Source organism: Enterococcus italicus, from assembly GCF_023743875.1.
In the GTDB taxonomy this organism is placed as follows: domain Bacteria; phylum Bacillota; class Bacilli; order Lactobacillales; family Enterococcaceae; genus Enterococcus_G; species Enterococcus_G italicus.
Genome location: NZ_JAMRVB010000001.1, coordinates 453,683 through 480,572, shown reverse-complemented (window position 1 = coordinate 480,572; position 26,890 = coordinate 453,683). Strand labels below are relative to the sequence as shown.

Annotated in this window: 28 protein-coding genes; 10 read left to right on the top strand and 18 right to left on the bottom strand. The window is 40.4% G+C overall.

Going from position 1 to position 26,890, the window contains the following annotated elements; translation table 11 throughout:
* Positions 1-5: 5 nt before the first annotated feature.
* Positions 6-1,091, bottom strand: coding sequence for an ABC transporter ATP-binding protein (locus NE257_RS02240; RefSeq protein WP_040366858.1), 1,086 nt, complete (start codon positions 1,089-1,091; stop codon positions 6-8).
* Between the two features lie 261 nt (positions 1,092-1,352).
* Between NE257_RS02240 and NE257_RS02235 the strand changes: the two genes are divergently transcribed.
* From NE257_RS02235 to NE257_RS02220, 4 genes are read left to right on the top strand one after another with little or no spacing between them, the layout of a single operon-like run.
* Positions 1,353-2,348 carry a YhdH/YhfP family quinone oxidoreductase gene (locus NE257_RS02235; protein ID WP_251885720.1) on the top strand — a complete coding sequence of 332 codons (996 nt, stop codon included), beginning with the start codon at positions 1,353-1,355 and terminating at the stop codon, positions 2,346-2,348.
* The gene (gene coaB, locus NE257_RS02230) at positions 2,345-3,091 is read left to right on the top strand and encodes a phosphopantothenate--cysteine ligase (protein ID WP_251869731.1); all 747 of its coding nucleotides are present in this window, start codon (positions 2,345-2,347) and stop codon (positions 3,089-3,091) included. Before NE257_RS02235 ends, coaB begins: the two co-directional genes overlap by 4 nt.
* Before the next feature lie 11 nt (positions 3,092-3,102).
* Positions 3,103-3,654: a phosphopantothenoylcysteine decarboxylase gene (coaC, locus tag NE257_RS02225; protein WP_251869730.1), complete on the top strand. Its 552-nt coding sequence runs from the start codon at positions 3,103-3,105 to the stop codon at positions 3,652-3,654.
* A gap of 18 nt (positions 3,655-3,672) precedes the next feature.
* The gene (locus tag NE257_RS02220) at positions 3,673-4,311 is read left to right on the top strand and encodes an ECF transporter S component (protein ID WP_007208748.1); all 639 of its coding nucleotides are present in this window, start codon (positions 3,673-3,675) and stop codon (positions 4,309-4,311) included.
* A gap of 55 nt (positions 4,312-4,366) precedes the next feature.
* Here the strand turns inward: NE257_RS02220 and murB are convergent, their stop codons facing one another.
* On the bottom strand, positions 4,367-5,272 hold the full coding sequence (gene murB, locus NE257_RS02215; protein ID WP_040366860.1) for a UDP-N-acetylmuramate dehydrogenase: 906 nt from the start codon (positions 5,270-5,272) through the stop codon (positions 4,367-4,369).
* A 156-nt stretch (positions 5,273-5,428) separates the two neighbouring features.
* Here murB and NE257_RS02210 point away from each other — a divergent pair, with 156 nt between their 5' ends.
* Both NE257_RS02210 and NE257_RS02205 read left to right on the top strand, forming a co-directional pair.
* A complete protein-coding gene (locus NE257_RS02210; protein ID WP_007208750.1) occupies positions 5,429-6,187 on the top strand; it encodes an exodeoxyribonuclease III in 759 nt (252 codons plus the stop codon).
* A 4-nt stretch (positions 6,188-6,191) separates the two neighbouring features.
* Positions 6,192-6,725: a 3'-5' exonuclease gene (locus NE257_RS02205; RefSeq protein WP_007208751.1), complete on the top strand. Its 534-nt coding sequence runs from the start codon at positions 6,192-6,194 to the stop codon at positions 6,723-6,725.
* A gap of 42 nt (positions 6,726-6,767) precedes the next feature.
* Here the strand turns inward: NE257_RS02205 and tsaE are convergent, their stop codons facing one another.
* From tsaE to NE257_RS02190, 3 genes are all read right to left on the bottom strand, one after another.
* Positions 6,768-7,235: a tRNA (adenosine(37)-N6)-threonylcarbamoyltransferase complex ATPase subunit type 1 TsaE gene (gene tsaE / locus NE257_RS02200; protein WP_040366862.1), complete on the bottom strand. Its 468-nt coding sequence runs from the start codon at positions 7,233-7,235 to the stop codon at positions 6,768-6,770.
* 198 nt (positions 7,236-7,433) lie between these two features.
* Positions 7,434-8,417 carry a phosphate acetyltransferase gene (gene pta / locus NE257_RS02195; RefSeq protein ID WP_040366864.1) on the bottom strand — a complete coding sequence of 328 codons (984 nt, stop codon included), beginning with the start codon at positions 8,415-8,417 and terminating at the stop codon, positions 7,434-7,436.
* A 160-nt stretch (positions 8,418-8,577) separates the two neighbouring features.
* Positions 8,578-9,252 (bottom strand): uracil-DNA glycosylase, encoded by a 675-nt coding sequence (locus tag NE257_RS02190; protein WP_251885719.1) that lies wholly within the window; start codon positions 9,250-9,252, stop codon positions 8,578-8,580.
* Between the two features lie 109 nt (positions 9,253-9,361).
* Here NE257_RS02190 and NE257_RS02185 point away from each other — a divergent pair, with 109 nt between their 5' ends.
* Positions 9,362-9,877: an LURP-one-related/scramblase family protein gene (locus NE257_RS02185; protein ID WP_007208755.1), complete on the top strand. Its 516-nt coding sequence runs from the start codon at positions 9,362-9,364 to the stop codon at positions 9,875-9,877.
* Position 9,878: 1 nt separating this feature from the next.
* Here NE257_RS02185 and NE257_RS02180 read toward each other — a convergent pair whose 3' ends face one another.
* The gene (locus tag NE257_RS02180) at positions 9,879-10,445 is read right to left on the bottom strand and encodes a GNAT family N-acetyltransferase (protein WP_251851284.1); all 567 of its coding nucleotides are present in this window, start codon (positions 10,443-10,445) and stop codon (positions 9,879-9,881) included.
* Between the two features lie 56 nt (positions 10,446-10,501).
* Here NE257_RS02180 and nrdI point away from each other — a divergent pair, with 56 nt between their 5' ends.
* On the top strand, positions 10,502-10,951 hold the full coding sequence (gene nrdI, locus NE257_RS02175) for a class Ib ribonucleoside-diphosphate reductase assembly flavoprotein NrdI (protein WP_251851283.1): 450 nt from the start codon (positions 10,502-10,504) through the stop codon (positions 10,949-10,951).
* Positions 10,952-11,235: 284 nt separating this feature from the next.
* Here nrdI and NE257_RS02170 read toward each other — a convergent pair whose 3' ends face one another.
* The 6 genes from NE257_RS02170 to groES form a co-directional block, all read right to left on the bottom strand.
* Positions 11,236-13,056, bottom strand: a complete 1,821-nt coding sequence (locus NE257_RS02170; protein WP_251885718.1) for an LTA synthase family protein — start codon at positions 13,054-13,056, stop codon at positions 11,236-11,238.
* 251 nt (positions 13,057-13,307) lie between these two features.
* Entirely contained in the window at positions 13,308-14,132 is an 825-nt protein-coding gene (nadE, locus tag NE257_RS02165; protein ID WP_251885717.1) for an ammonia-dependent NAD(+) synthetase, read from the bottom strand.
* A 12-nt stretch (positions 14,133-14,144) separates the two neighbouring features.
* The gene (locus tag NE257_RS02160) at positions 14,145-15,614 is read right to left on the bottom strand and encodes a nicotinate phosphoribosyltransferase (RefSeq protein ID WP_007208761.1); all 1,470 of its coding nucleotides are present in this window, start codon (positions 15,612-15,614) and stop codon (positions 14,145-14,147) included.
* Positions 15,615-15,736: 122 nt separating this feature from the next.
* On the bottom strand, positions 15,737-15,967 hold the full coding sequence (locus NE257_RS02155; RefSeq protein ID WP_071859063.1) for a hypothetical protein: 231 nt from the start codon (positions 15,965-15,967) through the stop codon (positions 15,737-15,739).
* Between the two features lie 202 nt (positions 15,968-16,169).
* Positions 16,170-17,795 carry a chaperonin GroEL gene (gene groL / locus NE257_RS02150; protein ID WP_251855017.1) on the bottom strand — a complete coding sequence of 542 codons (1,626 nt, stop codon included), beginning with the start codon at positions 17,793-17,795 and terminating at the stop codon, positions 16,170-16,172.
* A gap of 31 nt (positions 17,796-17,826) precedes the next feature.
* Entirely contained in the window at positions 17,827-18,111 is a 285-nt protein-coding gene (gene groES, locus NE257_RS02145) for a co-chaperone GroES (RefSeq protein WP_007208764.1), read from the bottom strand.
* Between the two features lie 203 nt (positions 18,112-18,314).
* Between groES and NE257_RS02140 the strand changes: the two genes are divergently transcribed.
* On the top strand, positions 18,315-18,941 hold the full coding sequence (locus tag NE257_RS02140) for a CPBP family intramembrane glutamic endopeptidase (protein ID WP_251851277.1): 627 nt from the start codon (positions 18,315-18,317) through the stop codon (positions 18,939-18,941).
* A 216-nt stretch (positions 18,942-19,157) separates the two neighbouring features.
* Here the strand turns inward: NE257_RS02140 and NE257_RS02135 are convergent, their stop codons facing one another.
* Genes NE257_RS02135 through yycF form a run of 5 tightly spaced genes read right to left on the bottom strand, consistent with a single transcriptional unit; the run spans position 19,158 to position 24,735 of the window.
* A complete protein-coding gene (locus NE257_RS02135) occupies positions 19,158-19,964 on the bottom strand; it encodes an MBL fold metallo-hydrolase (RefSeq protein ID WP_007208767.1) in 807 nt (268 codons plus the stop codon).
* Positions 19,965-20,014: 50 nt separating this feature from the next.
* On the bottom strand, positions 20,015-20,869 hold the full coding sequence (locus NE257_RS02130) for a two-component system regulatory protein YycI (protein WP_251885716.1): 855 nt from the start codon (positions 20,867-20,869) through the stop codon (positions 20,015-20,017).
* 1 nt (position 20,870) lies between these two features.
* Positions 20,871-22,184 carry a YycH family regulatory protein gene (locus tag NE257_RS02125; protein ID WP_251885715.1) on the bottom strand — a complete coding sequence of 438 codons (1,314 nt, stop codon included), beginning with the start codon at positions 22,182-22,184 and terminating at the stop codon, positions 20,871-20,873.
* Positions 22,181-24,022: a cell wall metabolism sensor histidine kinase WalK gene (gene walK, locus NE257_RS02120; protein ID WP_251851275.1), complete on the bottom strand. Its 1,842-nt coding sequence runs from the start codon at positions 24,020-24,022 to the stop codon at positions 22,181-22,183. The genes NE257_RS02125 and walK overlap by 4 nt, the downstream gene beginning before the upstream one ends.
* 8 nt (positions 24,023-24,030) lie before the next feature.
* Positions 24,031-24,735: a response regulator YycF gene (gene yycF, locus NE257_RS02115; protein ID WP_007208771.1), complete on the bottom strand. Its 705-nt coding sequence runs from the start codon at positions 24,733-24,735 to the stop codon at positions 24,031-24,033.
* A 349-nt stretch (positions 24,736-25,084) separates the two neighbouring features.
* Here yycF and NE257_RS02110 point away from each other — a divergent pair, with 349 nt between their 5' ends.
* A complete protein-coding gene (locus tag NE257_RS02110) occupies positions 25,085-26,098 on the top strand; it encodes a zinc-binding alcohol dehydrogenase family protein (protein ID WP_251851274.1) in 1,014 nt (337 codons plus the stop codon).
* A 71-nt stretch (positions 26,099-26,169) separates the two neighbouring features.
* On the opposite strand, the gene NE257_RS02105 is transcribed toward NE257_RS02110, so the two are convergent.
* Positions 26,170-26,890 (bottom strand): aldehyde dehydrogenase family protein (locus NE257_RS02105; protein ID WP_251885714.1); only part of this gene is annotated, 721 nt, incomplete at its 5' end.

Sequence of the window (26,890 nt, the reverse complement as noted above, 5' to 3'; positions counted from 1 at the left end):
CCGCCCTATTCTTCATAACTTTCAAGTCGTGCATCAAACTCTTCTTCCGACTCATTAAAACGCATAACATGAATGTCTTCTGGTTCGAAAGCTAGCCCAATTTGGCTACCTTCGACCGCTTTACGTGTCGAGTGAACCATCCATTCATTTTCTTGCTCATCGTAGCAAATGATTTCATAATGTACGCCTCTGAATAGCTGCGTATCCACTCTAACAACTAATTTTCCCTTATCAACTGTGGTTAAACTCAAGTCTTCCGGCCGAATAACTACTTCGACTGGTTCATTGGTCCGCATACCACCATCGACACATTCGAACCGCTTGCCGACAAATTCGACCACATTGTCTTCAATCATTGTCCCATTGACAATATTGGATTCTCCGACAAAGTCAGCAACAAAATGATTAATTGGTTCATCGTAAATATCCACTGGTGTCCCACTTTGAACGATCTTTCCTTTATTGATGACGAAAATCTCGTCGCTCATCGCTAACGCTTCTTCTTGATCGTGGGTCACAAAGATAAACGTAATACCTAGTCGTTGTTGTAATTCTCTTAACTCATATTGCATATCTGTACGGAGCTTTAAGTCTAATGCTGACAATGGTTCATCTAACAAAAGAACTTTCGGCTCGTTAATAATTGCGCGTGCAATGGCGACCCGCTGACGCTGCCCACCAGACATCTCGCTGATTTCTCGCGACTCATATCCTCCGAGTTGGACGAGACGAAGCGCCTGTTTCACCTTTTGCTCGATTTCTTTTTTGGGAACTTTTTTGATTTTGAGACCAAAAGCCACATTATCAAAGACATTCATATGTGGAAACAAAGCATAATCTTGAAAAACCGTATTTACTTGGCGTTGATTCGCAGGCACATCATTGATTCGCTTTCCTTCAAAGAAAACATCTCCTTCCGTTGCCTCAGAAAACCCGGCGATAATACGCAGAATCGTCGTTTTGCCACAACCTGACGGACCAAGAAGCGTATAAAACTTTCCTTCTTCTAGCTCGAAGCTAACTTTCTTTAGAACATCCTCGTCGTCGTAGCGTTTGACCACATCGTTAAACGAAATGATTGGTTTTCCCATTTTTTTCCTCCTTGTATACAGTGTATTATATGTCATTGCTTCAAAACGTAATTGAAGACATACCATATCGGTCTTTCTCGCTTTATTGTTCATGGCACAACATACTGTATAAGAATAGGGTTTTTTTGAAAAAAATACAAGCATATAATTGTAAGAATGAATGATTCAAAGAAATTCGATAGAAAATAAATAATCCGTTTTGAAAATATGTTATGATGTTCGTGATATCTATGATTGAAAGAAACAAGGAGGCTCATACTCATGACAACCTACCAAGCATTAGAAGTAACTCAGCAAGAAGCAAACGTATTCGCGACTGTCACAGATAGACAGCTGGCTGAACCCAAAGAAAATGAAGTCATCGTTAAAATCCATTATTCTTCCCTTAACTATAAAGATGCCTTGGCAACCAAACAAAACGGAGGCGTTATCCGTAACTATCCAATGGTGCCTGGCATTGATCTAGCCGGTGAAATTCTCGCGTCTCATGACCCGCAGTGGCCAATAGGAGAAAAAGTACTGGTGACTGGCTTTGGTCTAGGAGTGACACATCCTGGTGGCTATAGCCAAGCACAAGTTGTTCCTACCGACTGGCTCGTGCGACTACCTGATCGTCTTTCCTTAAAAGAAAGTATGCTCTTTGGCACCGCTGGCTTCACCGCAGCATTGGCCGTTTTGGCTGTTATTGATGACTCTGTCAAAAAAAATGCATCTATCTTCGTGACAGGAGCAACTGGGGGGGTTGCTAGTATCGCGATTGGTTTACTTGCATCACTAGGCTATCAATCCATTACCGCCATCACGCGCAAAAAAGAAACGGCTCAATGGCTCACTGTCTGTGGTGCAACAAGCATTTGTACCCCAGAAGAAGTCCTACCCGAAAAAAAACGCCCCCTTGCCAAGCAAACAGTCGATGTGCTTATCGACACAGTCGGTGGCCCATTCGTCAGTGAGTTGCTACCGTCTCTTTCTTATGGCGGAAAAGCTGCTCTGTGTGGCAATGCTGGCGGTATTCAACTAGAAACAACTGTTTTACCATTTATCTTGCGTAGTGTTCAGCTGATCGGGATTGATTCTGTGGCAGTACCGATTGATAAAAGAACAGCTATCTGGGACTTTTTAGCAGCACACAAAGAGCTACTCACAGCGATTCCACAGACGGAGATTGCTTTATCGGCTATCCCAGCCCAGGCTGATCTACTCCTTGCAGGGACGCACAGCGGTAGAACATTGATTTCTATCCAGGTGAAAAAATGAGAATCTTAGTCACACTGGGTGGTACAAGTGAAAAAATCGATGATGTGCGGTCGATTACCAATCATGCCACTGGTACATTAGGCACCTTGATTGCTTCTGCTTTTGAACAATCGGGTGCAACCGTCGATGTCATCGCATCCGCATCTGCCATTAAACCCAACGAATCAAGCAAGCTACACGTGACGACCATTCACGATACGTATGAACTTAGTCAAGCCCTTGAACGATGCATGAAAGAACACGTCTATGATGCGGTCATCCATAGCATGGCCGTCAGCGACTTTACGACGGAAACAGTCTACTCAGAGGAACAATTTTTGACACAGATGAATCAGTGGCATCTTGCCCATCCCAATCAAACATTAGACAAAGAGTCGTTGGCCACCTTCTTGGCTAATAAGCCTGAAGTAAATGAAACAAAGCTCTCGTCAAATACCAATCACTTAGTCTTATTTCTACAAAAAACACCGAAAGTGATTCAGATGATTAAGTCACTTCAACCCAAAACGTGTTTGGTTGGGTTCAAATTACTTGTTGATGTCTCAAAAGATGAGCTGTTCGCCGTGGCAGAGGCAAGTCGTAAAAAAAGCCAAGCTGATTTTGTATTGGCCAATGACTTGACTTCGATTGCCGGTAATGACCATATTGGCTACTTGCTAAATGAACACGGTATCGTCGCACAGGCTGAAACCAAGCCAGCCATCGCACAAATGCTAGTCGATCAACTAAAACACATCAACTAAGGAGCAAAACTATGAGAAAAACGCAGATTTTACTCGGTGTCAGTGGCAGTATCTCAGCTTATAAGGCTGCTGACTTAACCAATGAATTAACCAAAATAGGCTATGATGTCGATGTCTTGATGACCCAAAATAGCCAAGCATTTATTACACCGCTAACGCTACAATCGTTATCCAAACGCGCAGTTCACACTGACGTAATGAGTGAGCAAAACCCAGCATTCATCAATCACATTGAACTGGCAAAGCAAGCAGATCTATTTGTCATTGCACCAGCGACAGCCAATATCATCGCCAAATTGGCAAATGGTATAGCCGATGACCTATTAACGACCATTGCCTTAGCATTAGAGCCATCGACCCCAAAACTAATCGCACCGGCGATGAATACGAAAATGTATCTCCACCCGTTGACGCAAAAAAATCTGCAACAACTTAAAGATATTGGCTACCAAGAAATTGAACCTCGCCAAGCATTATTGGCTTGTGGCGATTTTGGTCCAGGTGCTCTAGCAACTGTCGACACGATTATAAAAGAGATTGAAGCGGTCGTATCGACCCAATAAAAAAAGGAGGTGCCTTTCATGAAAAACAATACTCGTGTTTTTCGCTTAGTACTCACGGCATTTTTCTTGGCAATTTTGCTGTTGTTCTCATTTGTGCCGTTTTTAGGGTTTATTCCCTTAGGACCTATTAATGCAACGACCATGCACATTCCCGTCATTATCGCTTCCATCATCCTTGGCCCAAAGATTGGCGGGTTTTTAGGCGGATGTTTTGGTCTCATTAGTATGATTCGCTCCACCATTATTGTCACGCCAATGTCTTTTGTGTTTTCACCCTTTATCGCACCAATCGGAGCAGAACACGGCAGCCCACTTGCATTGCTAGTAGCATTTGTCCCTCGGATCTTGATCGGGATTGTTCCTTACTTTGTATTCCGTGGCTTGTCTCGCTTCTTAAAAGAAAAGTACCAGCCTGTCACCTTGTTTCTCGCAGGATTAATTGGTGGCCTGACCAATACCATCTTAGTCATGAATGCCATTTACTTTTTCTTCCAAAAAGAATATGCCTCAATAATCGGCAAAGCTGGTAATGCGGTCTATCTTGCCATTAATACGATTATTCTAACTCAAGGAATTCCTGAAGCCATCGTAGCAGGTATTGCCACTGCTACTGTCGCCTCAGTCTTATTAAAATTTACCAAACGAACTGGACTATAGTAAAAAAATCCATCAAAGAATTGGCAACTTCGCCTAGTTCTTTGATGGATTTCTTTTATTTTTTTTCTACGCCAATGATTCGGACTTCTGTTTCTAGCTGCACACCGTACTTCTCGTCAATGACTTGCTGAATATGTGCAATCAATTCAATGTAATCCGTCGCAGTCGCATGGTTAACGTTCACGATAAACCCAGCATGTTTCTCAGAGATTTGGGCACCACCCCAGATGAGACCTTGTAGACCAGCATCTTGAATCAATTTACCAGTAAAATAACCTTCTGGACGCTTAAAGACACTCCCACATGATGGGTATTCTAAAGGCTGCTTTGCTTCTCTTAGCTCAGTTAATTCTGCCATTTTCGCCTTCATTACGTCTTGATCACCAGGCTGTAATTGGAAGGTCGCTGATAGGACGATTCCTTTTCGTTCTTGCACAGCGCTATGGCGATAGGCAAAGGCCATCGCTTCATTCGTAAGCGTGACTACGGTTCCATCTGCTTGCAAAAATTCACATGAATAAAAGCAATCTTTGATCTCGCCCCCATAAGCACCCGCGTTCATATAGACTGCTCCACCGATGCTACCGGGAATACCACACGCAAATTCCAATCCCGATAGAGAGGCCGCCAATGCTTGACGACTCGTGTCGATTAATTTTGTGCCCGCTTCGACAGTTAAAAACTGTCCCTCAATCTGACAAGCCGTCAGATCTGTCAACATAATGACCACGCCACGGATACCACCATCTCTGACGATAAGGTTGCTCGCATTCCCCAATACCATCCAGTCAAGATGATGTTCCTTGCAATAACGAACAATATCTTGGACCTCTTTTGACGAAGATGGAAAGGCAAGCACATCGGCTGGTCCGCCAGTTTTTGTGTACGTATAATTCATTAATGGTTCATCTAGTAATAAGTTCATAGTCGGAAATTCATTTTTTATTTCAGTATTTAACATGCTTGGATGTCTCCTTTGGTTTTTCAATCTCATATATTTTAGCATGATTCATACCCACTGACCACTATCGAAAAGTATTTCCTAAGAATGAGGACTTTCCTTTGATTTTTTTCGAGCATTCAGTAGAATAAAAAGTGTAAATAAGGAGGCGTTACTTTGAAACTTATATCTTGGAATGTCAACGGCTTACGTGCTGTTATGAAAAAAAACTTTATGGATGTCTTCACGCAATTGGATGCAGATTTCTTTTGCTTACAAGAAACAAAACTACAAGCAGGTCAAATTGAAATGGATTTACCTGGCTATACTCAATATTGGAACTACGCAGTCAAAAAAGGCTACTCTGGTACAGCCATCTTTGCCAAAGAACCTGCTGATAACGTCTTTTATGGCATCGGTAAGGAAGAACATGACCAAGAAGGGCGCGTCATTACACTTGAATATCCGCAGTTTTATTTAGTCACCTGCTATACACCAAATTCACAAAACGAATTGAAACGCTTAGACTATCGAATGGAATGGGAGGATGATTTTGTCGCTTATCTCGATGAATTAAAAAAAGACCGCCCAGTGATTGTCTGCGGTGATTTAAATGTTGCCCATCAAGAAATTGACTTAAAAAATTGGAAAACCAATCAAAAGAATGCCGGCTTCACAAATGAAGAGCGCGCAAAATTCACAGCCTTACTCGACCATGGCTATACAGATACTTTCCGCCATTTTTACCCTGAGTTGACCGGTGCTTATTCTTGGTGGAGCTATCGCTTTAATGCACGTAAAAATAATGCTGGTTGGCGCATTGACTATTTTATCGTCTCTAATGACCTCACCTCTCACCTAACTTCTGCTTCGATACATGCGGATATTTTAGGCAGCGATCATTGTCCAGTAGAGTTACAAGTCACATTAGGGTGAGCACATGAATTTTATTGCAATGGACTTTGAGACTGCCAACCACCAACGCCATAGTGCTTGTTCTTTGGCACTCGTCATGGTACGTGATAGTAAAATAGTCGGCGAATATTATTCGTTAATTCAGCCGGAAACGTCTTTCTTTTGGCGTAACATCCAAATTCATGGAATTAAGCCACAAGATGTCAAAACGGCCCCTAAATTCCCAGAGGTCTGGGAGAGCATCGCTCAGTACTTTAATCCATACAGCTTGATTATTGCCCACAATGCTCCGTTTGATAATGGTGTATTGGCTGGCTGTTTGGACTACTACAATCTTGAACAACCCCATTACTTAACGCTAGACACGGTGCGAACAAGTCGCAAATTTTATCAAAACTTGCCGAATCATCGTCTAAATACCGTTTGCGGGTATTTAGATATCCCACTACTAAATCACCACGATGCATTAGAAGATAGTCGCGCCTGTGCGGAAATTTTACTCGCTCAAGAAAAAGAATTTGGGCGCACGCCACTAAAAAAATTCGTTCGAAGTATTTAAAAAAGATGAAGTCCATTTGCGCTAAGCTGGACTTCATCTTTTTTAGTTTTCTGACCAAGCTTTCATAAGCTTGACTGATAATGCAGAGCCTTTTTCTCCGTGAGGTGCCAGTGCAATGATTCGTTTCGCTACATCATTAGGATCTTTTTTGATAATAACTTCTAGATAGTCCTCGGGTAGCCATTTGCCTAGCTGATTTCCCCATTCGACAACAGTCAAGCCATCTCCTTCAAAATAATCATCCAAGCCCAGATCATCATAGCCTGTCGTTATCCGATAGACATCCATATGATAAAAAGGAAGCCGACCTTGCGTATACTCGCGAATAATCGTATACGTCGGACTTTTAATCATTTGCGTAATGCCTAAGCCCTCCGCTATCCCTTTGCTAAACGTCGTCTTGCCTGCACCCAAATCACCTGTTAGCACAACCACATCACCTGCTTTGGCAGCTTGTCCTAATAAGAAAGCAAATTGCTTCGTAGCTTCTTCATCTTTTGCTTCGTACATCATGTTCCTCCATTTTGATTCTCTTTTAGCAGTATACCTTGTTTTTTGAAGAAATTCAAAATACGACTGTTGTAGCCTGACATAGAATTTGTTACTACGACAAAAAGCCAGAAAGTCCAAGAGTTGAAAAACAACTTTTGGATTTTCTTGGCTTTTGCTTATAACTCTACTGTTCTATCTCAGCTTAGTCAATCTTGCTTATTCGTTTGATAAAGATTGAGCTGCAGTAATAATTGTTAATTTGTAAACATCTTCTTCGTTACAGCCACGAGACAAATCAGAAATTGGTTTGTTTAGGCCTTGTAAGATTGGTCCGATTGCTTCAAAGTTACCGAAACGTTGCGCAATTTTGTAACCAATGTTTCCAGATTGTAAGTCAGGGAAAACAAAAACATTCGCTTTACCAGCAACTTTAGAGTCTGGTGCTTTTAATTGGGCAACTGATTGGATATATGCCGCATCAAATTGCAATTCGCCATCGATATCAAGCTCAGGAGCTAATTCTTGAGCTAATCTCGTTGCTTCAACTGTCGCATCAACTTGAGGTGCTTTAGCAGAACCTTTTGAAGAGAAGCTTAACATTGCGACTTTTGGATCAATATCAAACATTTTTGCAGTATGTGCAGAAGCAACAGCGATTTCAGCTAATTCTTGTGGTGTTGGTGCAACATTGATTGCACAGTCAGAGAATAAATATTTTTCTTGTTCATTCCCGCGAATCATTAAGAATGCACCACTTGTACGGCTAATACCTGGTTTAGTTTTGATGATTTGTAGAGCTGGTCTTACTGTGTCACCTGTTGAGTGAATGGCACCTGACACTAATCCATCAGTAATCCCCATGTAAGTCAGCATCGTACCAAAATAGTTTTCGTCTTTTAATAATTTTTCAGCTTGTTCTTTGGTTGTTTTGCCGTTACGTCGTTCAACAAACGCTTCAACAATTTCATCCCAACGTGCGCAGTCATCTGGATCATACACTGTCAAGTTTTCGATTGAAATCCCACGCGTTTTCGCAGCTTTTTCAATTTCGCCACGATTACCGATTAGTACTGGTTCAACTAATTCTTCCCCTTTTAATCGTGCAACCGCACTCAAAATTCTTGTATCTGTAGCTTCAGGGAACGCGATTTTAATACCACGACGCACAATCTTAAATTTTAAACTATCAAACAATTCCATTACAGAACCCTCCAATTTTATCAATTCATACATCTTCATCATACACTATCAATTCTAAAAAAAACAGTTTTTTTACACTGTATTATAAAAAAACTGTTTTCCTGTTCGGAAAATCACAAAAATCTCCTATTTTCTATTCTACACACCTTAAAATTGTGTATTACTCATGCACTGACCAGTCAATTGGCTGTTTCCCTAGAGCAAGTAACGCATCATTCGCTTTGGAAAATGGACGGGAGCCAAAGAAGCCACGATAGGCCGATAATGGACTCGGATGAACGGATTCAATAACTATGTGTTTTGAACAATCGATTTGCTCCTTCTTCTTTTGCGCTTGACTCCCCCACAAAATAAAAATTACCGGCTCTTCTCGCTGATTTAATTTTTGAATGATGGCATCTGTTAATTGCTCCCAACCCTTGCCTTTGTGCGAGTTGGCTTGACCTGCTCGCACAGTTAATACTGTATTTAAAAGCAATACGCCTTGGTCAGCCCATTCGGATAAATCTCCACTCGTTGGGATTGGACAACCAATATCATCGTGCAATTCTTTATAAATATTTTTAAGTGATGGTGGGATGGTCACCCCTTTTTGTACTGAAAAGGATAACCCGTGTGCTTGGTTTATCCCGTGATATGGATCTTGACCTAAAATTACCACTTTAACAGTTTCATACGGAGTGCGTTGCAACGCCTCATAGATGTGATACATTGACGGATAGATTGTTTGTTCTTGGTATTCTTTTTTTAGAAATTCATGGAGCTGAAGATAATACGGTTTTTGAAACTCTTCAGCGAGTAGTGTTTGCCAACTATTGTGTATAAATTCAGTCATAATTCTCCTCTTTTCTTCATTCGATTTTCTTCTTGGCGACTGAATCAAGCTAGTTTTTGTGGTAAACTATGACTAGAAATGATCACTACGCTAGAAGGAAGTGCGTCACATGCCAGAGTATTTTATTCAAGAGCGACAACTTAGTTCGGTTACCCGTACGCTCGTAAAAGATGAACAAGGCATTTCCCTTTTTTTACTTGTCGGTAAATGGGGCGGCAAAGGTGATGTGCTTGCTCTATACAAAATGAATGGCGATTTAGTCGCTCGCATCAAGCAATCCAGTGTCATCTTTGGCCACAAATTTGATCTGTATAACGGCTTTAAAAAAGTCGGTTCATTAAAAAAAATTTTCAATTGGCCCGGCGACTTTTACTATATCCAACAACTACGCTGGATGGTTTTTGGTGATATATACAATCATCGTTATGCCATCCATCATTTTAATAAAGTTGTCATGGAGATGGACAAGGCAACGCTAGTGACTGGTGATTATTACGTATTATCTATCCCCGAAGCTGCCGATGCACCTATTTGTATTTGTATTGCGGCGATTATGGATTATTGGCTATACAATCGAAAGAAGCAGACCGACATTGATTTAGATGCGACACCTGATTTTTCGTAAGTTATTCGATTGGTTTTTGCATATGGTAGTACGGATGATTGCTTAACACTTGCTCGCCTACCACTGCAAACCCCAAGCGCTCATATAGTTTCTTAGCTTGCACATTGGCAAAGTCACAACACAGCCCCATCTTATCTTTACCCGCTTGCTTGGCAGTCTTACGGACAGCTTGTAGCAACGATGTGCCAATTCCATGACCGCGAAAGTCAGGATGCACACACACTGAGTCAATATACCACTCATTTGGAAAGCCTTCCGGATCAGTAAACAAACGAACATCACCTGTAAGATGCTTTTGTGCGACTGATAGCCAAGCTTGATCAATGATTGCTTCTTGCTCAGAAGGATACCCAAAAGCGATACCTGCCACTTGTCCATCGATTTCTTCCACAAGACCGCGTGATTCGTTGTATCGATAAGTTGGCTCTGCCATCGCTTGTACGAGCATATCCACTAGCTCTTCTTCCGAAACTTTTTGAAGCATCGCAAGCTCCATATCTTTAAAAATAACCATCAGTAAGTTTGCTATAGCAGGACGATCGTTTGGTGTTGCTTTACGTATGACCATGTGTATATCCTCTTTTCTTTTTCTATTTTACCTACTTAACTAAAGGAGCGGCTGTAATGAATCTACTTTATATCTCAATCTCAGGAAATACCAAATCCTTCGCCCAGCGCATGAAGGAGCTTTCCATAAAAAAACATAACGAAGCTATCGACAATCCAATTATACAAATAAAAGAAATTACCGACAATAGCGTCCTTCGTCAAGAATCAGAACCCTTTGTCGTCTGCGTCCCTACTTATCTTGAAGGTGGCAATGGCATCGATAACGGTGATCAGGAGATACTGACAGAGGCGATGCGCGATTATATCGCCTATAAAGATAATGCGACGCTTTGTCTTGGAATAATCGGTAGTGGCAACAAAAACTTCAACTTGCAATATTGTCTGACTGCCAAACAATATGCCGAACAATTTTCAGTCCCTTTTTTAGCAGACTTTGAACTGAGAGGCATGCCTAATGAAATCGAACAAATTTATTCAATTTTATCCTCACTCTCGAGCAATTAAGTTATCCACATGAATGTTACTGAGGTTGCTCGTTTCACAAAAAATAACTTTCTCGCTTTCGTAAGAAAACTGAAAAAAGGCGTAGTTTACTCGTTTTTTTTATCGTTTTCTTTTTTTATCATTTTCAGGTGTGAAACAATCGCTTTTTTCTATTTTTTAGCTCTTGACAACAAAAAAAAGCCGGAAAATCCAATAGTTTGAGAAAAAATACTGGATTTTTCGGACTGTTTGCTTGTAGCTAAATAATTCCGTCTCAGCTGTTTACTGTGCTAGGTAGACTTGCTTTAAGGTGCAACTTGGAAAAAGGCAGAAGTACTGTATTGCTTTCCTTGTAATTGATCATATTGAATCAGCTCATAATCGTGGTATATTTCTTGTTCTTCTTCTGTTAGTTCCGCTAATTGCTGCCAAGTTCCTTGATAATAACTTCTTCCTTTTTCTGATGCAGGTAAAAAGGCCTCTACCTGACTCAATAGCTCATAAAAGCCGGAAATAGGCAGCTGCGCTTTCTTTAGTAAAGTCGGAGCAAAATAATATGGACTCAATGTATTCGTTGTATCTGTCGACCAATCTTGCGCAGTACTGTACATTAAGTACTCGGTCAAATGAAGAGTCACCGCTGAATTCGCCGCTTTTGTACTATCTGAATAGATGCTAGGTAAATGATCACCCCAGAAGACAACAATCGTAGGCCGATCTAGCTTCGCTAATTCACTCACAAATGCACTCAACGATTGACTACTATAAGCGATATCTTGCGCGTAGTCATTGGCAGTGATGGAATTTCCTGTGCCACTAACTGCATACTCTGTTTCATCGTATTTATTTCCGTAGGGCATATGTGTCTGCATCGTAACAAAATGAATAAATTGCGCCTGCTCACTGGTATCTAACGTGTCGATTATCTGATTATACACTGCTTCATCGGAAATATATGGGTTATTTTCAATTTTTGTCGGCTCTTCAATATCCTCTTCATTTAAAAAGTCATCAAATCCCAAAACGCTGTAGACATCCGTGCGTTTATACATCGACGTAGCGTATGGATGGATGGCCGTCGTTTGATAGTTTTGCTTCTTTAAAAATGAAACCAGTGACGGTAGATTGCTTAGCTTCGGTACGAGCATCGTATAAGGTGTTGTCATTTGACTAGTCAAAAGCTCCATCGAAAAACTTGTCAATGCTTCAAATTCAATATTGGCAGTGCCACCTCCGTAGTTTTGTGAAAGCATTTGACCACTAAACGACTTACTTGCGAGCTTTTTATAAGAACTTAGTGGATCCCCACTGACATCGACACCTATCAATCGTGAAGGGTCTGAAAAACTCTCACTTTGAATATAGATAATATTGGGTTGCTCAGTATCGGTCTCTTGATTGTTTTCTGAAGCTAGCTTTGTATATTTTGCGACAATTTTTTGGATGGCTTCTTCTGAATAGCCGGATGGTTCCTCCATCGCTTCCACGTGCAAATTATACAAAAAGCCGCCAATAAAGCCAACATTGTAATAATTCATCTCTTGCGAATAAGAAACCCAAGTCGCTGATTGGTTAAATGCTTGTCGCAGCAAATTCGTATCATCGTTAAAATTACTCGCATATCCTAATAAGCCACCTGAAATAAGCAACGTACTCACCCGCACGAATTGCATTTTTTTTTGCAATCGCAGGCTACAATACATACTCCAAACAAGCAATCCCAAACCAATGAAAATCATCACTACACAAAGAATAAAAATTGGCGTGCCAACAATATCATGTAGCATCTGCCATTGAACCACCATCTTCAGATCATCTGGATACAGTGGTTCACTGCGTAAGCTCATTTTTTGATAGTCTGCAAAACCAATGAGACCAATAGAAATCACAAAAAACAAACTGCTATACTTGAGTTTGCCTAATATACTCCAAATAAATAAAAAAAGAACCCATAAAACAAGCACACCTAAAAAGAATTTACTCGTATGCCATGAAAAGGCAAATTGAATAGCTGTAGCAAATGACAAGTTGTTTTGACACCACTGCAAATAAAGATTACTAAGAAAGGGAAGGATCATACTCCAGAGCATTCCTAAAAAATACAGTCCTTTGATGCGTTTGGACATGGGACAATTCTCCATTCTATTTTTATATACAAAAAAGAGGAAACATTTCTGTTTTCCTCTCGACGTTGTTAACAGAGTCTTCCCCAAAACTTCTGTAAATTTATTATATGATATTCATAATAGAGTTGCAAACAAAACCCTTTTCATTTTTACTAAGTTCATAAAATAGTCTATAAAAGACCATCCATCACCCGAGAAATCGTATCATGCCAGCTTTTCGGGCGATAGATTGCCAATTAATTCATTGGTTATTATTTCCAAAAATCATCAAAAATTGTAATTGGTAAATGGCGTTTGTGTTGTGTTTTTACCCACCAATTTTCGATGGTTTCTTTTGCAGCAGCTGATACTTCTTTGCCTTCTAAATAATCATCAATATCATCATAGGTCACACCTAGAGCCACTTCATCAGCAATCAGTGGACGACCATCTTCTAAATCGGCAGTCGGCACTTTGTTATAAATTTCAGCAGGAGCACCGAGCGCTTGCAATAGTTGTTTGCCTTGTCGTTTGTTCAGACGGAAGATAGGAAGAATATCCGCACCACCATCCCCAAATTTTGTGAAGAAGCCGGTAATATTTTCAGCCGCGTGATCCGTACCAATTACAGCACCTTTTTTCTCACTTGCAATGGCATATTGGGTGATCATTCGCTGACGAGCTTTCATATTCCCCTTATTAAAATCCCCAATACCGATGCCGCTTTCCTCAATCGCCGCTACTTGAGCATCGACAGCTTTTTTTATATTTACACGCAGAGCTACATCTGGTTTTATAAATGTCAAAGCTTTTTGAGCATCAGCTTCATCAGCTTGCTCTCCATACGGTAGACGAACTGCTACAAATTGGTAGTTTGGATTTCCTGTTTCATTTCGTAATTCTTCCATCGCCAATTGAGTCAAGCGGCCAGCTAGTGAAGAATCCTGTCCGCCACTAATACCTAGTACATAGGTTTGTAAAAATGGAAATTTCCCCATATAGCTTTTTAGGAAATCAATACTTTTACGAATCTCTTCCTGTGGATCAATGGTTGGTTTTACGCCTAATTCCTGAATAATTTCTTGTTGCAATGTCATATGACTGCCTCCTTATTCTGTCGCTAAGTCTTTTACGTAGTCGCGAACTTCCGCCATAATCTTCATTTTATGATTCCAGCAATCAGTCGACAAGTCGACTGGGTAGGGCTGCGGATTTAAATCACGCTTGTATTCATCCCATAATGAATCTAATCGTTCTTGTGAGAATTGTTTGATTTCATCAAGCTTCGGTAGCGTATAGGTGAGTTCACCTCTTTGATAAATATCTTGCAAGATAGGGCGTGCATGGAAATCACGTACGGTCTTATTGATGTATGTATGCACAGGATGGAACATAAAAATCTCCTCTTCTTCGCGAGGATCCTCATCCCATAACGTCACATAATCACCTTCTGATTTACCATTTGATTTTCTAGTGATGCGCCACACTTGTTTTTTCCCTGGTGTGGATACTTTTTCAGCATTGCTTGATAGCTTAATCGTATCAATCATTTCGCCACTATCATTTTCAATAGAAACCAATTTGTATACTGCACCTAAGGCAGGTTGATCGTAAGCGGTAATTAATTTCGTACCGACGCCCCAGACATCAATTTTTGCCTTTTGCATTTTTAGACTTAGAATTGTGTTCTCGTCCAAATCATTCGATGCATAAATTTTAGCCTCAGTAAAGCCAGCTTCATCCAATTGCTCACGAACTTTTTTTGAAATGTAGGCCATATCACCACTATCAATCCGAACACCTAAAAAGCGAATCTGATCACCCATTTCACGAGCTACGCGAATGGCATTAGGGACACCTGATTTAAGTGTATCATAAGTATCAACTAAGAAAACACAGTCTTTGTGTGTTTTTGCATAAGCAATAAAGGCATCGTAATCATTGCCATAAGACTGCACGAGTGAATGTGCATGCGTTCCACTGGCTGGAATACCAAAAATTTTTCCAGCTCGAACATTACTCGTCGCATCTGCTCCACCTATATAAGCGGCTCTCGTTCCCCAGATGGCTGCATCGAATTCTTGCGCCCGTCGTGAACCAAATTCTAGTAATGGGTCTTTTCCGATAACTGATTTGATTCTCGCTGCTTTCGTCGCAATCAACGTTTGGAAATTGACAATGTTTAGTAGGGCTGTTTCGATCAATTGAGCATGGGCAATGGGTCCTTCGACTTGAATGATTGGCTCATTGCTAAATACCAAGTCACCTTCCAATGTCGAACGAACATCACACGCAAATCGAAATTCTTTTAGATAAGATAAAAATCCTTCTTGGTACCCACCAACTTCGCGAAGATAAGCAATATCCGTCTCAGTAAATCGTAAATTATTCAAATAATCTACCAAACGTTCCAATCCAGCAAAAATAGCATAGCCATGTTTGAAAGGCATTTCTCTAAAGTAACATTCAAAGACGGCATGCTTATCTGCTCTCCCCAGCTCCCAATACGTTTGCATCATGTTAATCTGATACAAATCTGTATGTAGTGTGAAACTATCATCTGCATATATTTTCTGCATGACCTTAACTCCTCTATCATTTTCTTTCCCTACATTATATCAGACTAGCCGATAAATCGGGAAACAATTCATTTTACTTGGATTCAGCTACTTTTTTATAGACGATACGATTCGTTTTCCTACTAGTCCCTCTTTGGCAGTAAAAACAAAATACAGTTCTTGCTTCGTTTTTTTTTTATGAATTTGTACGTCGCACCACTACTGTCTTTATAGACCGATGTATCTTTTGCTCCTTGATTGACTTGCGTTAGCGTACGTTTTTGATCATCTACTTGATAGGTCAATGTATCATTCGTTTTCGTAAGAGTCATCGTTGTTTGATAGTCATCTTGAGATTCCCACTTGCCTGTCAATCACGACTGGCTCCCAGTCATAATGAAATAGGCCCCTACAAAAAATAGTGCTACTAGTAAAAGCAATGGAAATGAATTTTTTTGTCATGTCCTGTACCCGTTCAGTCAATTCCATATCTATTATTTTACCTGAAAGAAAAGTATAGCGATAGAAAATAGAAAAAAAAAGAACCCCTCGAGAGGGATTCTTTCATCATCTTTCCTACATCATGCCGCCCATCATTGATGGATCCATTGCTGGTGCAGCAGGTTTTGCAGGTTCTGGCTTGTCAGCGACAACTGCTTCAGTCGTTAATAATAATGCAGCAACTGACGCAGCATTTTGTAATGCAGAACGAGTCACTTTAGTTGGGTCAACGATCCCAGCTTCAAGCATATTTACCCATTCACCTGTCGCAGCATTAAACCCAATACCAAGTTCAGAACGTTTTAATTTGTCAATGATCACTGAACCTTCGTAGCCGGCATTTTCAGCGATTTGACGAACTGGTTCTTCAAGTGCACGAACAACGATTCGTACCCCTGTCGCTACGTCGCCTTCTGCTTCAACAGCGGCAACTTTTTCAATAACATTGACTAATGCTGTACCACCACCAGAAACCATACCTTCTTCTACGGCAGCACGAGTAGCATTTAAAGCATCTTCAATGCGAAGTTTTAATTCTTTTAATTCTGTTTCAGTCGCAGCACCGACTTTAATTACAGCCACTCCACCAGCTAATTTCGCTAGACGTTCTTGTAATTTTTCACGGTCAAAATCAGATGTTGTGTCTTCAATTTGTTTGCGAATTGTTTGAACACGTGCATCAATCGCATCTTTGTCGCCAGCCCCTTCAACAATCGTTGTGTTGTCTTTATCGACAACAACTTTGCTAGCACGACCTAACATTTCGATTGTTGCGTCTTTTAATTCAAGACCTAAGTCTTCAGTAATGACAGTACCACCTGTTAAGATAGCAATATCTTCTAACATTGCTTTACGACGATCACCAAATCCCGGTGCTTTTACCGCAACAACATTAAATGTTCCACGAATTTTATTTAGGACAAGAGTTGGCAATGCTTCACCGTCTACATCATCAGCAATGATTAATAAAGGTTTGCTTTGTTGTAAGATTTGTTCTAATAATGGTAACACGTCTTGAATGTTTGAGATTTTTTTATCTGTAATCAATACATAAGGATTATCAAGGACAGCTTCCATCTTGTCGTTATCAGTCACCATGTATTGAGATAGGTAACCACGGTCAAATTGCATCCCTTCAACGACATCTAATTCTGTTTCGATTCCTTTTGATTCTTCAATAGTAATGACGCCATCGTTGCCGACTTTTTCCATCGCATCAGCAATATAATTACCGACTTGTTCGCTACCTGATGAGACAGCTGCTACTTGCGCGATAGCTTCTTTCGTATTCACGATAGATGAGATTGCGTGCAATTGCTCTACAGCTGTTTTTGTTGCTAATTCGATACCACGACGAATGCCTAGTGGGTTCGCACCAGCTGTCACATTTTTTAAGCCTTCACGAACGATTGCTTGTGTTAAAACAGTGGCAGTAGTTGTACCATCACCAGCAATATCATTTGTTTTTGATGCAACTTCTGAAACTAATTTTGCACCCATATTTTCAAAATGATCTTCTAATTCGATGTCTTTGGCAATTGTAACACCATCATTAGTAATTAATGGCGAGCCAAATCCTTTTTCTAATACGACATTACGTCCTTTAGGGCCTAATGTTACTTTTACTGTATCCGCTAATTTATCTACACCACGGAGCATTGCTGCACGCGCATCTTCTGCAAATTTAATATCTTTTGCCATTTTCATTTCACCTCATTAGTAGTAGTTTATATTATTCAACGATTGCTACGATATCTTTCGCAGCAAAAATCATGTATTCAGTACCCTCATATTTCACTTCGGAGCCTGCGTATTTTTCAAATAATACGGTGTCGCCCACTTTCACTGGAACAGGTGCAGTTTCGCCATTATCTAATACGCGACCTTCACCCACTGCAACAACAACCCCTGTTTGTGGTTTTTCTTTCGCAGCAGAAGCCAAGACAAATCCTCCGGCTGTTTTTTCTTCTTCTTTTGATACTTCGATCAATACTCGATCACCTAATGGTTTTAACACGGTCTATCCCTCCAAAATTAATAGATTTTTTTATTGTTAGCACTCTTATCTTTAGAGTGCTAACTTACAAAATTAATATTACTCATTTTTCTAATGTTATGCAAGTCTTTTCCCTTTTTTTCTTAAACTTTTTCCACGGAGAAAAAACAATGATTGTATCTTAACTAGTAATCATTATACTAAACTTAAAAGGGGGAGTTTTTTTGACCATACGAAAATACGGTCTATTGACCATTCTCATCTATGTTATTTGCTATTTCTCACCAGCGCTGTTTCCCACTATCACTTCTGCATTATGGGCTACGATTGTTTTTTATTTAGGTGGCGCTCTTTTGCTCGCTTGGCTGTATCACATCAGTCAGACAACACTCGCATTTGAATCCAAACCAAAACCTTGGAAAACGATCATCATTTGGGGGGTAGCAGGAATCTTCTTAGCTATTTTTGTACAAAATATTGCTAGCCAAATTGAAGTGAGTGTATTAGGAGAAGCAAGCAGTTCTCAAAATACGAATACTATTTTGTCTTTTATTAAAAGCAACTATTTGTTTATTCTAGCCGTATCAGTAGGCGGTCCGATTTTAGAAGAATTTGTCTTTCGGCGGGCGCTGATTGGTCTGTTAGAAACGAAAACACCTTTATGGTTTGCGGTGATTGTCAGTAGTTTAGTCTTTGCGATAATTCATGATGATGGTCATATCTTACTATACACTGCTTTGGGCCTTGTATTTAGTATGCTTTATATCAAAACCGGACGCATTTGGACCTCGATTATTAGTCATGTTGGGATGAATACTTTAGTCGTTGTCGTATCGTTATTTATGACCTAATCTAAGGCAAAATGGTTCATATACAAACAAAAAAGCCACCAATCCAGAAGTTATTTCTCAAACTTCTGGATTGGTGGCTTTTTTGCTTATAGTTGCTTCTATCTCGCTTTTATGCAGATCTGTGCACAATAAGTCAAAAATCCCCAAAATTGACATGCAATTTTTGAAATTTCCGAACTTATTGCTCAGATCTAATCGCTTTTGTCACAACCTTAATTAGATAGCGAATAAGTGGGTTGCTTTATCAGGGTCGGTGTCGTAGATTTGAAAAGCTTCACCAACACCTCTATCGTACTCTTTTAAGGTGTTTTCCATTGTAAGGTGTGCCAATTCTTTCAGATTGTTTTCACGGCTGAGGTGTCCTAAGTAAATGCGCTTAGTCGCATCTCCTAAAATATCATTCATGACCAAGGCGCCGTCTTCATTTGATAAATGACCTTTATCACCTAAAATTCTTTGCTTTAATGGCCAAGGATAGCCACCCATTCTAAGCATTTGTAAATCATGATTGCTCTCCATCAAATAGGCATTTGCATTGCGAATAACTCCTCGAACATGGTCGCTACAATACCCAGTATCCGTAAGCATAACAAAGGACTTGCCATCTTTGTTAAATTTATAAAATTGTGGTGCTGCTGCGTCATGTGATACGCCAAAGCTTTCAATATCTAAATCACCAAACGTCAATGTAGCGCCCATATCAAAAATAAACTTTTGCTCAACTGGTACATTACCGATTAGTGGCGCCATGGCTTCCCATGTCTTCTCGTTCGCATAGATTGGCAAATGATACTTGCGCGCTAATACCCCTACACCATGGATATGATCACGATGCTCATGCGTGACAAAAATCGCATCCAATTCAGCTGGCGTTTTGCCGACTTCTTGCATCAATGATGTGATTTTTTTGCCACTTAGTCCAGCATCGATTAAAATTTTCTTTTTTTCACTCTCGATATACAAAGAGTTTCCTGTGCTTCCACTAGCCAAAATACTCACTTGAAAAGCGTTTTGCTTCATCATTCTTTGAAAACTCCTTCTATTGATTTTCTTGTTCGAGTATACTCCATTGCTTAATAATTTTCTACTTTCCGAACAGAAGCATTTGTGATGATACGATTACTAAAGGCGTTAACGATTTCTGTTTGCGTTGATTTATCCGCCTTTTCAATAGAAACGAACCACGCCGGTACATACACATTTTGTCCGCGAACATTCAATATCAAGGTATAGGCTAATTGAATCCATTCAATCGTCGCTTTTTTGGCAATCCGATTATTGATATATAACGTATTAACGGCATCTTTTTCAGAATAAAGCGTCATTTTTTCTCGTAAAGGTGTTAAATTGGCGACATATGTCTGTGTGTAGTTTTTGTTCACATATTGGCCATTCTCACTAGCAAACGAAAAGACTAGCTGACTGGACGAATCGTTGATTGGAATTCCTTCATACGATTGCGTGGCAGTTAACTCCACTTGATTCTCACCAATTGTCGAAAAATGAACTTGATACGTATAATCTGAACCATTCATTACCCTTTTTTTCCAATAAGTTTGGCTTGCTTTAGCCAATTGCTCTTTATCTTTTACGAGAAAATGCTCAGATAATGTATGCGTCAACTTTGTTCCATCGAAAGTCGTCGTGCCATCATTTAGTAATTTTTTATTATCGGTCGCATTTTCATTATAGAGTGACTGCATGGTCGTTGCCGTACCCGAGAGATAATAGCCTGTCTCTGATACACTCGAAAGCGTCCCATCATAGGTAATGTCATCATTTTCTAATCGTTGCTCGATAGCGATTTTTTGACTGGAAGTTGTGATAATGCTTTGATCGTTTCTTGAACCAATATAGACATTAATTAGAAAGATATTTACGCCTAAAAAAGCGATGAAAAAAATCCATTCAATGCGCTTAAATCCCATTTTAGTCGTCCTCACTTTCTTCAAATTGCTTCAGCAAAGTATCCGACTCTTGCCAGTGATTATCGTAATTGACATACCAAGTAGGAACCAAATCAACGACACCTGTATCTTTAATATCATTCCATTTGTATCCAATAATAAGGGCTGTGAGTTTTGTCAGATCAGCACCTTGACTTTTCAACTCTTCTAGTACCGTTTGACTAGCAGGTATTTGAACTGTTTGATCGGACGGGATTGGTACTTGGATTGTATTCATATTGGCATCGATACTGACAGACCACGAGTCCGATTGCCGATTTTTCGAAAATGAAGTCGTTACTAACCCCTCTTTATTGGTACTAAAGACAGGATATCCCTCCACAAATACCCGATAATCAATCGTGTTGCCATTGCGATTCATAAAGCGTAAGTTCCCGTAATTCGTTCCGAGATAGCGAATGTATTGGTAGCTTGCCTTATACAAATTATCGTCGATATTCGTAATATTGGTATCACGAAATTCGACAAGACTGTCTTGTATTTGCACGGTCATAATCTCGGATTGATCGACAATCATTAAGTCTGAACTATCATCACTACTTTTTGCATTAGAAGGATTCGTAAAGAAGCTATCGCGAAACAATGTAAACGACTGTACAGAAGAAATGTAGCTATACAGTTTTAATTCAATGGGCTTATTGGTAACATATTGACTGCTAATCAAAGAAGAATCGAGTAAAACACTGTACCAACTCGCCTCATTTTCTGCTAATAAGGATTTGATTTTATCAAAGTCACCATCAAAAGCCACGGTTACTATATAGTGCTTCTTTGAGTTCAAGAAACGAAATGTTGCTGTTTTATAATCAATTTGTGCATGATCAAAGGTCAGGTCTTTGTCTGTTAATGATTGATTTAAGGTAAGTCGTAAATTCAAAAGCTCAATACATTCAGCAAGAGACATTTCGTTCATTAAAGTTAATTCGAGCCCATCTGTTAGTTGATGATTTGCCTCAAATTCAGCATCCGTAGTGTATTCCATCAATTTTGGATTTGACATTTTTGTTTCTTCAATTTTTTTAAGTACTTTTTTTATCACGACTTCTGAACTAGTCTCCTGTGTGTTGCCTTTCGTAACACTGACTAGTTTTAAAGGCAAGAAAACATCTGCCATACTTCTTGAGCTAACTTCTTTTTCTGTGGTAGTATCGCCGCTTTGGGTGGTATCCAGTCCTGTTTTATTGCTCGGATTCAGCCAGATTAAATAAGACAAATAAAAACTGAGCACGATCATCGCAATTAACCCTAAACGAAGCGCTATCCGTTTCCATCTCATTCCCACCAGTCCTCCTCATATGGTTCATACGGCAAGCTAATATAAAAAGTTGACCCGTAATTTTCTTTACTTTCTGCCCAGATTGATCCTTTGTGTGCTTTGATGACTTCTCTTGAAATAGCTAGTCCTAATCCCGTGCCACCTTGCTTGCGTGCGCGAGCTTTATCTACTCGGTAAAAACGAGTAAAAATTTTAGCTAAATCGACTTTAGGGATCCCCATCCCTTGGTCCCGAATACTTAATAAAATATGATTGTGTGTTTCGGATAAAGAGACAGTGATGACCCCACCATCTGGGGAGTATTTGATTGCATTGTTCATAATATTATCAATCACTTGAATCATGCGATCGGCATCTACTTCTACCCATAGATCTCGTTGGGTGAAGTCACGACGAATGACGTATCGTTTTTCTTTACCTGTAACCATCATATCAAAGCGATTCAGTACGAAGTGGACGAGTTCATTAAAGTTGACATACTCTTTTTGTAATTGCGCATTGCCACCGTCCATACGTGAAAGATTCAGTAAATCATTAATCATGCGAATCATCCGATCTGTTTCATCCAAGGTTACTTTCAAGAAATCTGGTGCGATTTCTTCATCGCGCCATGCACCATCACTCAATGCTTCTAAATAACTATGCATACTTGTCAACGGTGTCCGTAGCTCATGAGAGACATTGGATACGAAGTCACGCCGTTCTTTTTCCGTCTTTTCCTGCTCAGTAACATCATGAATCACGGCAACAATCCCAGAAATAAACCCTGAATCACGGCGAATCATCGAAAAATCGACTCTTAAAATTAACTGGCCGCTCTCGACCTCACTGGAGGAACGATGCAGTAACATTTCATTTGAACTTTCTAGCAATGTCCGTAACGTATACTCCTCCCCAATCTCTAACAAGTCCAAAATTGACTGGCCTATTGCTTCTTCTTCATTTTTTTTATCTAATAAAGAAAGTGCCATTTCATTAATTGTAATGACTTTCCCTCGACGATCGGTCGCGATAACGCCATCGGTCATATGCGAAAGGACACTATTTAGTCGGTTCCGCTCGGACTCAATGGCTTCTTGTGTCTCCTCAATCTGCTCTGCTAACTGATTAAATGTATCAGCCAACTGTCCTAATTCATCTTGGGCATGAATCGCGACTTTCCCTGAATAATCACCCCGCGCGATGCGTAAGGCTTGCTGACGCATCTCACCAATCGGCTGGGTAATCGAGCGTGCTACAAATAAGGCAATAATCATCGAGATACACGCTGCAATCAACGACGCCGAAATAAAAATCACGGCGATATCATTAATTTGAGCATATTCCTTTTCAAGATTACTCTTAATATACAACGCACCAATTACCGCATCACCGGTGGGAGACTGGATGGGTTGGACATTAATTTGCACACGATTCCCAGTCGTTGAGTCCACTGTGACAAAACTTTTGACTGTAAAATCATCCATATCACGATAATCATTACGCTTACCAATAGCGCTTTGATCATTGACATTCGTTGTCGCGCGCAAGATTCCCTTTTCATCCACGACTCGCATTTCAATAATCTCTGAGTTGTTATCATTTTCTAAAAAGCGCTGAATGGAGGCATTCGTGGTCGTGGTATCTGTGTCATCTTGTTTGCTTAATTCAGAACTGACCATATACGCCACATTGGATGCTTTCGTATTCATATCCATTATAAAATTATTGATGGTTGATCGTTCTAATCCCCGAATAAAATACGCCCCGATAATCTCGATTGATAAAAGCAAAATCAAGATAAATGTCAGGGCGATTTTAAAGTTCACTGATTGAACGAAGCGAACTTTCGTTTTCATATAAGTCTTTACTCCTGTTCTGGGTTACGAAGGTAATAGCCTACTCCACGACGAGTCGCTAGATAATTAGGATGGCTTGGATTGTCTTCTATCTTCTCACGTAATCGGCGCACCGTCACATCGACCGTCCGTACATCGCCAAAGTAATCATATCCCCAGACAGTCTGCAACAAATGCTCACGTGTCATGACTTGACCGATATGTTTGGCTAAGTAGTGCAACAATTCAAATTCGCGATGGGTCAACTCGATGGCTTCATTGTGCTTGGTCACCATATACGCATCCGGATGAATCGTTAAGTCACCAATCGATAGCTCCGAATTGGTCTGCTCCTCCGCCTCTTTGGCTGCCGAAGAACCACGGCGTAAATTCGCTTTTACACGGGCAACAAGCTCACGATTTGAGAAAGGCTTGGTCACATAATCATCCGCACCTAGCTCCAGACCTAGCACTTTATCAATTTCAGAATCTTTGGCCGTTACCATAATAATCGGCATATCAAAGGTCTTCCGTACTTCCCGTGCTACTTCTAGTCCGTCCATCTTCGGTAGCATCAAATCTAGTAAAATCAAATCCGGTTCCACTTCACGAACTTTTTCCAATGCTTCTTCACCATCATAAGCCGTGAAAACTTCGTAACCTTCTTTACTTAGATTAAATTTGACAATATCCGAGATTGGTTTTTCATCATCGACAACTAATATTTTTTTCACTAAGGTTCACCTCGTTTTTTCTTTCCGAATAACCTAACGCTTCCATTATACATTATTTTCAAATACGTTTCATCTTTCAATTTGAAAGATAAAAAAAGAGCCTACCGGTTTGGGGGACCGATAGGCAGGAGTAAAAATGAAAAAGTGTTAGGGTTGTCTTAAAATAAGACTTTGTTGGTATGAATAAATACTATCATGTAAATATGAATAAATTGTGAAGATTTTTTTGGGTTTCACTTAAATTGTTAAGGCACGAAAATCTTTACAAAAACATAATAATTGTCGCAACCAGACTGTCTTCCCTTTTATTGGTATACTGAGCTTATCCTATGAGAGGTTGGTGAATAACATGACAGAATTGATGAAAGCAGTTGGATATTACCACGCATTGCCTTTAGAGAATCCCGATAGTTTCTTGGATCTTACATTACCTATCCCAAATGTTAGCGGACGTGATTTACTCATTGAGGTAAAAGCTGTCTCGGTCAATCCAGTAGACACAAAACAACGAACACTCGAACCCCAAAATTTAGAACCAAGAATTCTCGGCTTTGACGCAGCTGGTGTTGTCAAAGCAGTCGGTCCAGACTGTACTCTCTTTTCCCAAGGAGATGAAGTTTTCTACGCCGGTGATGTCACCCGACCTGGAAGCAATAGTCACTTTCAGCTAGTAGATGAACGGCTTGTAGCAAAAAAGCCAAGCCAGCTGACATTCGCCGAAGCTGCTGCGATGCCTTTGACATCACTCACTGCCTATGAAGCGTTGTTTGAGCGATTAGCGATAGAGCCAAATTCGGGTAAAACAATTTTGATTATTGCTGCAAGTGGCGGTGTCGGCTCGATTGCGACACAATTAGCCAATCATGCCGGCCTCACCGTGATCGGCACCGCCTCTCGGCCAGAGACAGTCGCTTGGACCAAAGAACATGGGACAGCGATCGTCTTGAATCACCACCAACCCCTGCCTCCACAGCTACACGCTCAAGGTTATGACTACGTGGACTACATCCTTTGCTTAAACAATACCGATGCTTATTGGGATGCGATGGCCGAGTTGATTGCTCCGCAAGGTAAAATCTGTTCCATCGTAGAAAACGAACATCCTCTTGAACTCGGCAAATTAAAAAGCAAAAGTGCTACTTTTGTCTGGGAGTTCATGTTTACAAAAGCCATGTACCAAACAAAGGACCTCTATTCGCAACACGAAATTTTGAAAACTATAAGCCAATTATTGGACCAAGGTGCCATACGATCGACTTTAACGGAAACCCTTCGTCCCATTTCAGCAAAGACGATGAGAGCGGCACACCAAAAAGTAGAAAGTGGCAAAATGATTGGAAAAGTAGTGTTAGAATCCTACTAACGATCTCGCCATTTGCATAGAAAAAGGCCGACAGCCTAGTATCTTGTTCTACTAAGTTCTCGACCTTTTGATTAGCGCACGATGGCTTTTATTTCAACATAATCATCCAAACCATATCGACCATTCTCACGACCAATACCTGATTGCTTGTAGCCTCCGAATGGAACTTTTGGTCCACGAGAGGCTCCATTGATTAAGACATTGCCTGTACGTAATTGTCTTGCTACGCTCACAGCCTCTTCTTCGGGTCCAACAACCCCACCAGCTAGACCATAGATTGAGTCATTAGCAATCGCGATGGCTTCTTCGACAGTCTGATAGGTGATTACCACCAACACTGGTCCAAAGATTTCTTCTTGGGCGATGCGCATGTCATTGGTCACTTCTGTAAAGACTGTCGGCTGGACATAATAGCCTTTTCTAGACAAAGCTTCCCCACCAATCAAGACCTTGGCTCCTTCGTTTTTGCCTATCTCGATATAGTCCAGCACTGTGTCTAATTGATTTTTTGATACCATTGGTCCGACCCGAGTTTCTTTGTCGGCAGGATCACCGACAACCACCTGATCATAGTAGCTCTTTAATTCAGCTTCGACTTTTGGCAATTCACTTTCTGGGACCAATAAGCGCGTCAATGCCGCACAAGTCTGACCTTGATTATCTAATACGGTACTCGCTGCAGCTTTGACAGCTACGGAACAATCGCCACCCTCTAGATAGATCAGAGCCGATTTTCCGCCAAGTTCGAGCACTGTTTTTTTCACTGTGTCAGCAGCGCCCTTCGCTAACGTC

Coding starts and splice junctions, on each gene's coding strand:
- NE257_RS02240 (WP_040366858.1), bottom strand. CDS start 1,091: ATGGGAAAACCAATCATTTCGTTTAACGATGTGGTCAAACGCTACGAC.
- NE257_RS02235 (WP_251885720.1), top strand. CDS start 1,353: ATGACAACCTACCAAGCATTAGAAGTAACTCAGCAAGAAGCAAACGTA.
- coaB (WP_251869731.1), top strand. CDS start 2,345: ATGAGAATCTTAGTCACACTGGGTGGTACAAGTGAAAAAATCGATGAT.
- coaC (WP_251869730.1), top strand. CDS start 3,103: ATGAGAAAAACGCAGATTTTACTCGGTGTCAGTGGCAGTATCTCAGCT.
- NE257_RS02220 (WP_007208748.1), top strand. CDS start 3,673: ATGAAAAACAATACTCGTGTTTTTCGCTTAGTACTCACGGCATTTTTC.
- murB (WP_040366860.1), bottom strand. CDS start 5,272: ATGTTAAATACTGAAATAAAAAATGAATTTCCGACTATGAACTTATTA.
- NE257_RS02205 (WP_007208751.1), top strand. CDS start 6,192: ATGAATTTTATTGCAATGGACTTTGAGACTGCCAACCACCAACGCCAT.
- tsaE (WP_040366862.1), bottom strand. CDS start 7,235: ATGTACGAAGCAAAAGATGAAGAAGCTACGAAGCAATTTGCTTTCTTA.
- pta (WP_040366864.1), bottom strand. CDS start 8,417: ATGGAATTGTTTGATAGTTTAAAATTTAAGATTGTGCGTCGTGGTATT.
- NE257_RS02190 (WP_251885719.1), bottom strand. CDS start 9,252: ATGACTGAATTTATACACAATAGTTGGCAAACACTACTCGCTGAAGAG.
- NE257_RS02185 (WP_007208755.1), top strand. CDS start 9,362: ATGCCAGAGTATTTTATTCAAGAGCGACAACTTAGTTCGGTTACCCGT.
- NE257_RS02180 (WP_251851284.1), bottom strand. CDS start 10,445: ATGGTCATACGTAAAGCAACACCAAACGATCGTCCTGCTATAGCAAAC.
- nrdI (WP_251851283.1), top strand. CDS start 10,502: ATGAATCTACTTTATATCTCAATCTCAGGAAATACCAAATCCTTCGCC.
- NE257_RS02170 (WP_251885718.1), bottom strand. CDS start 13,056: ATGTCCAAACGCATCAAAGGACTGTATTTTTTAGGAATGCTCTGGAGT.
- nadE (WP_251885717.1), bottom strand. CDS start 14,132: ATGACATTGCAACAAGAAATTATTCAGGAATTAGGCGTAAAACCAACC.
- NE257_RS02160 (WP_007208761.1), bottom strand. CDS start 15,614: ATGCAGAAAATATATGCAGATGATAGTTTCACACTACATACAGATTTG.
- groL (WP_251855017.1), bottom strand. CDS start 17,795: ATGGCAAAAGATATTAAATTTGCAGAAGATGCGCGTGCAGCAATGCTC.
- NE257_RS02135 (WP_007208767.1), bottom strand. CDS start 19,964: ATGATGAAGCAAAACGCTTTTCAAGTGAGTATTTTGGCTAGTGGAAGC.
- NE257_RS02130 (WP_251885716.1), bottom strand. CDS start 20,869: ATGGGATTTAAGCGCATTGAATGGATTTTTTTCATCGCTTTTTTAGGC.
- NE257_RS02125 (WP_251885715.1), bottom strand. CDS start 22,184: ATGAGATGGAAACGGATAGCGCTTCGTTTAGGGTTAATTGCGATGATC.
- walK (WP_251851275.1), bottom strand. CDS start 24,022: ATGAAAACGAAAGTTCGCTTCGTTCAATCAGTGAACTTTAAAATCGCC.
- NE257_RS02110 (WP_251851274.1), top strand. CDS start 25,085: ATGACAGAATTGATGAAAGCAGTTGGATATTACCACGCATTGCCTTTA.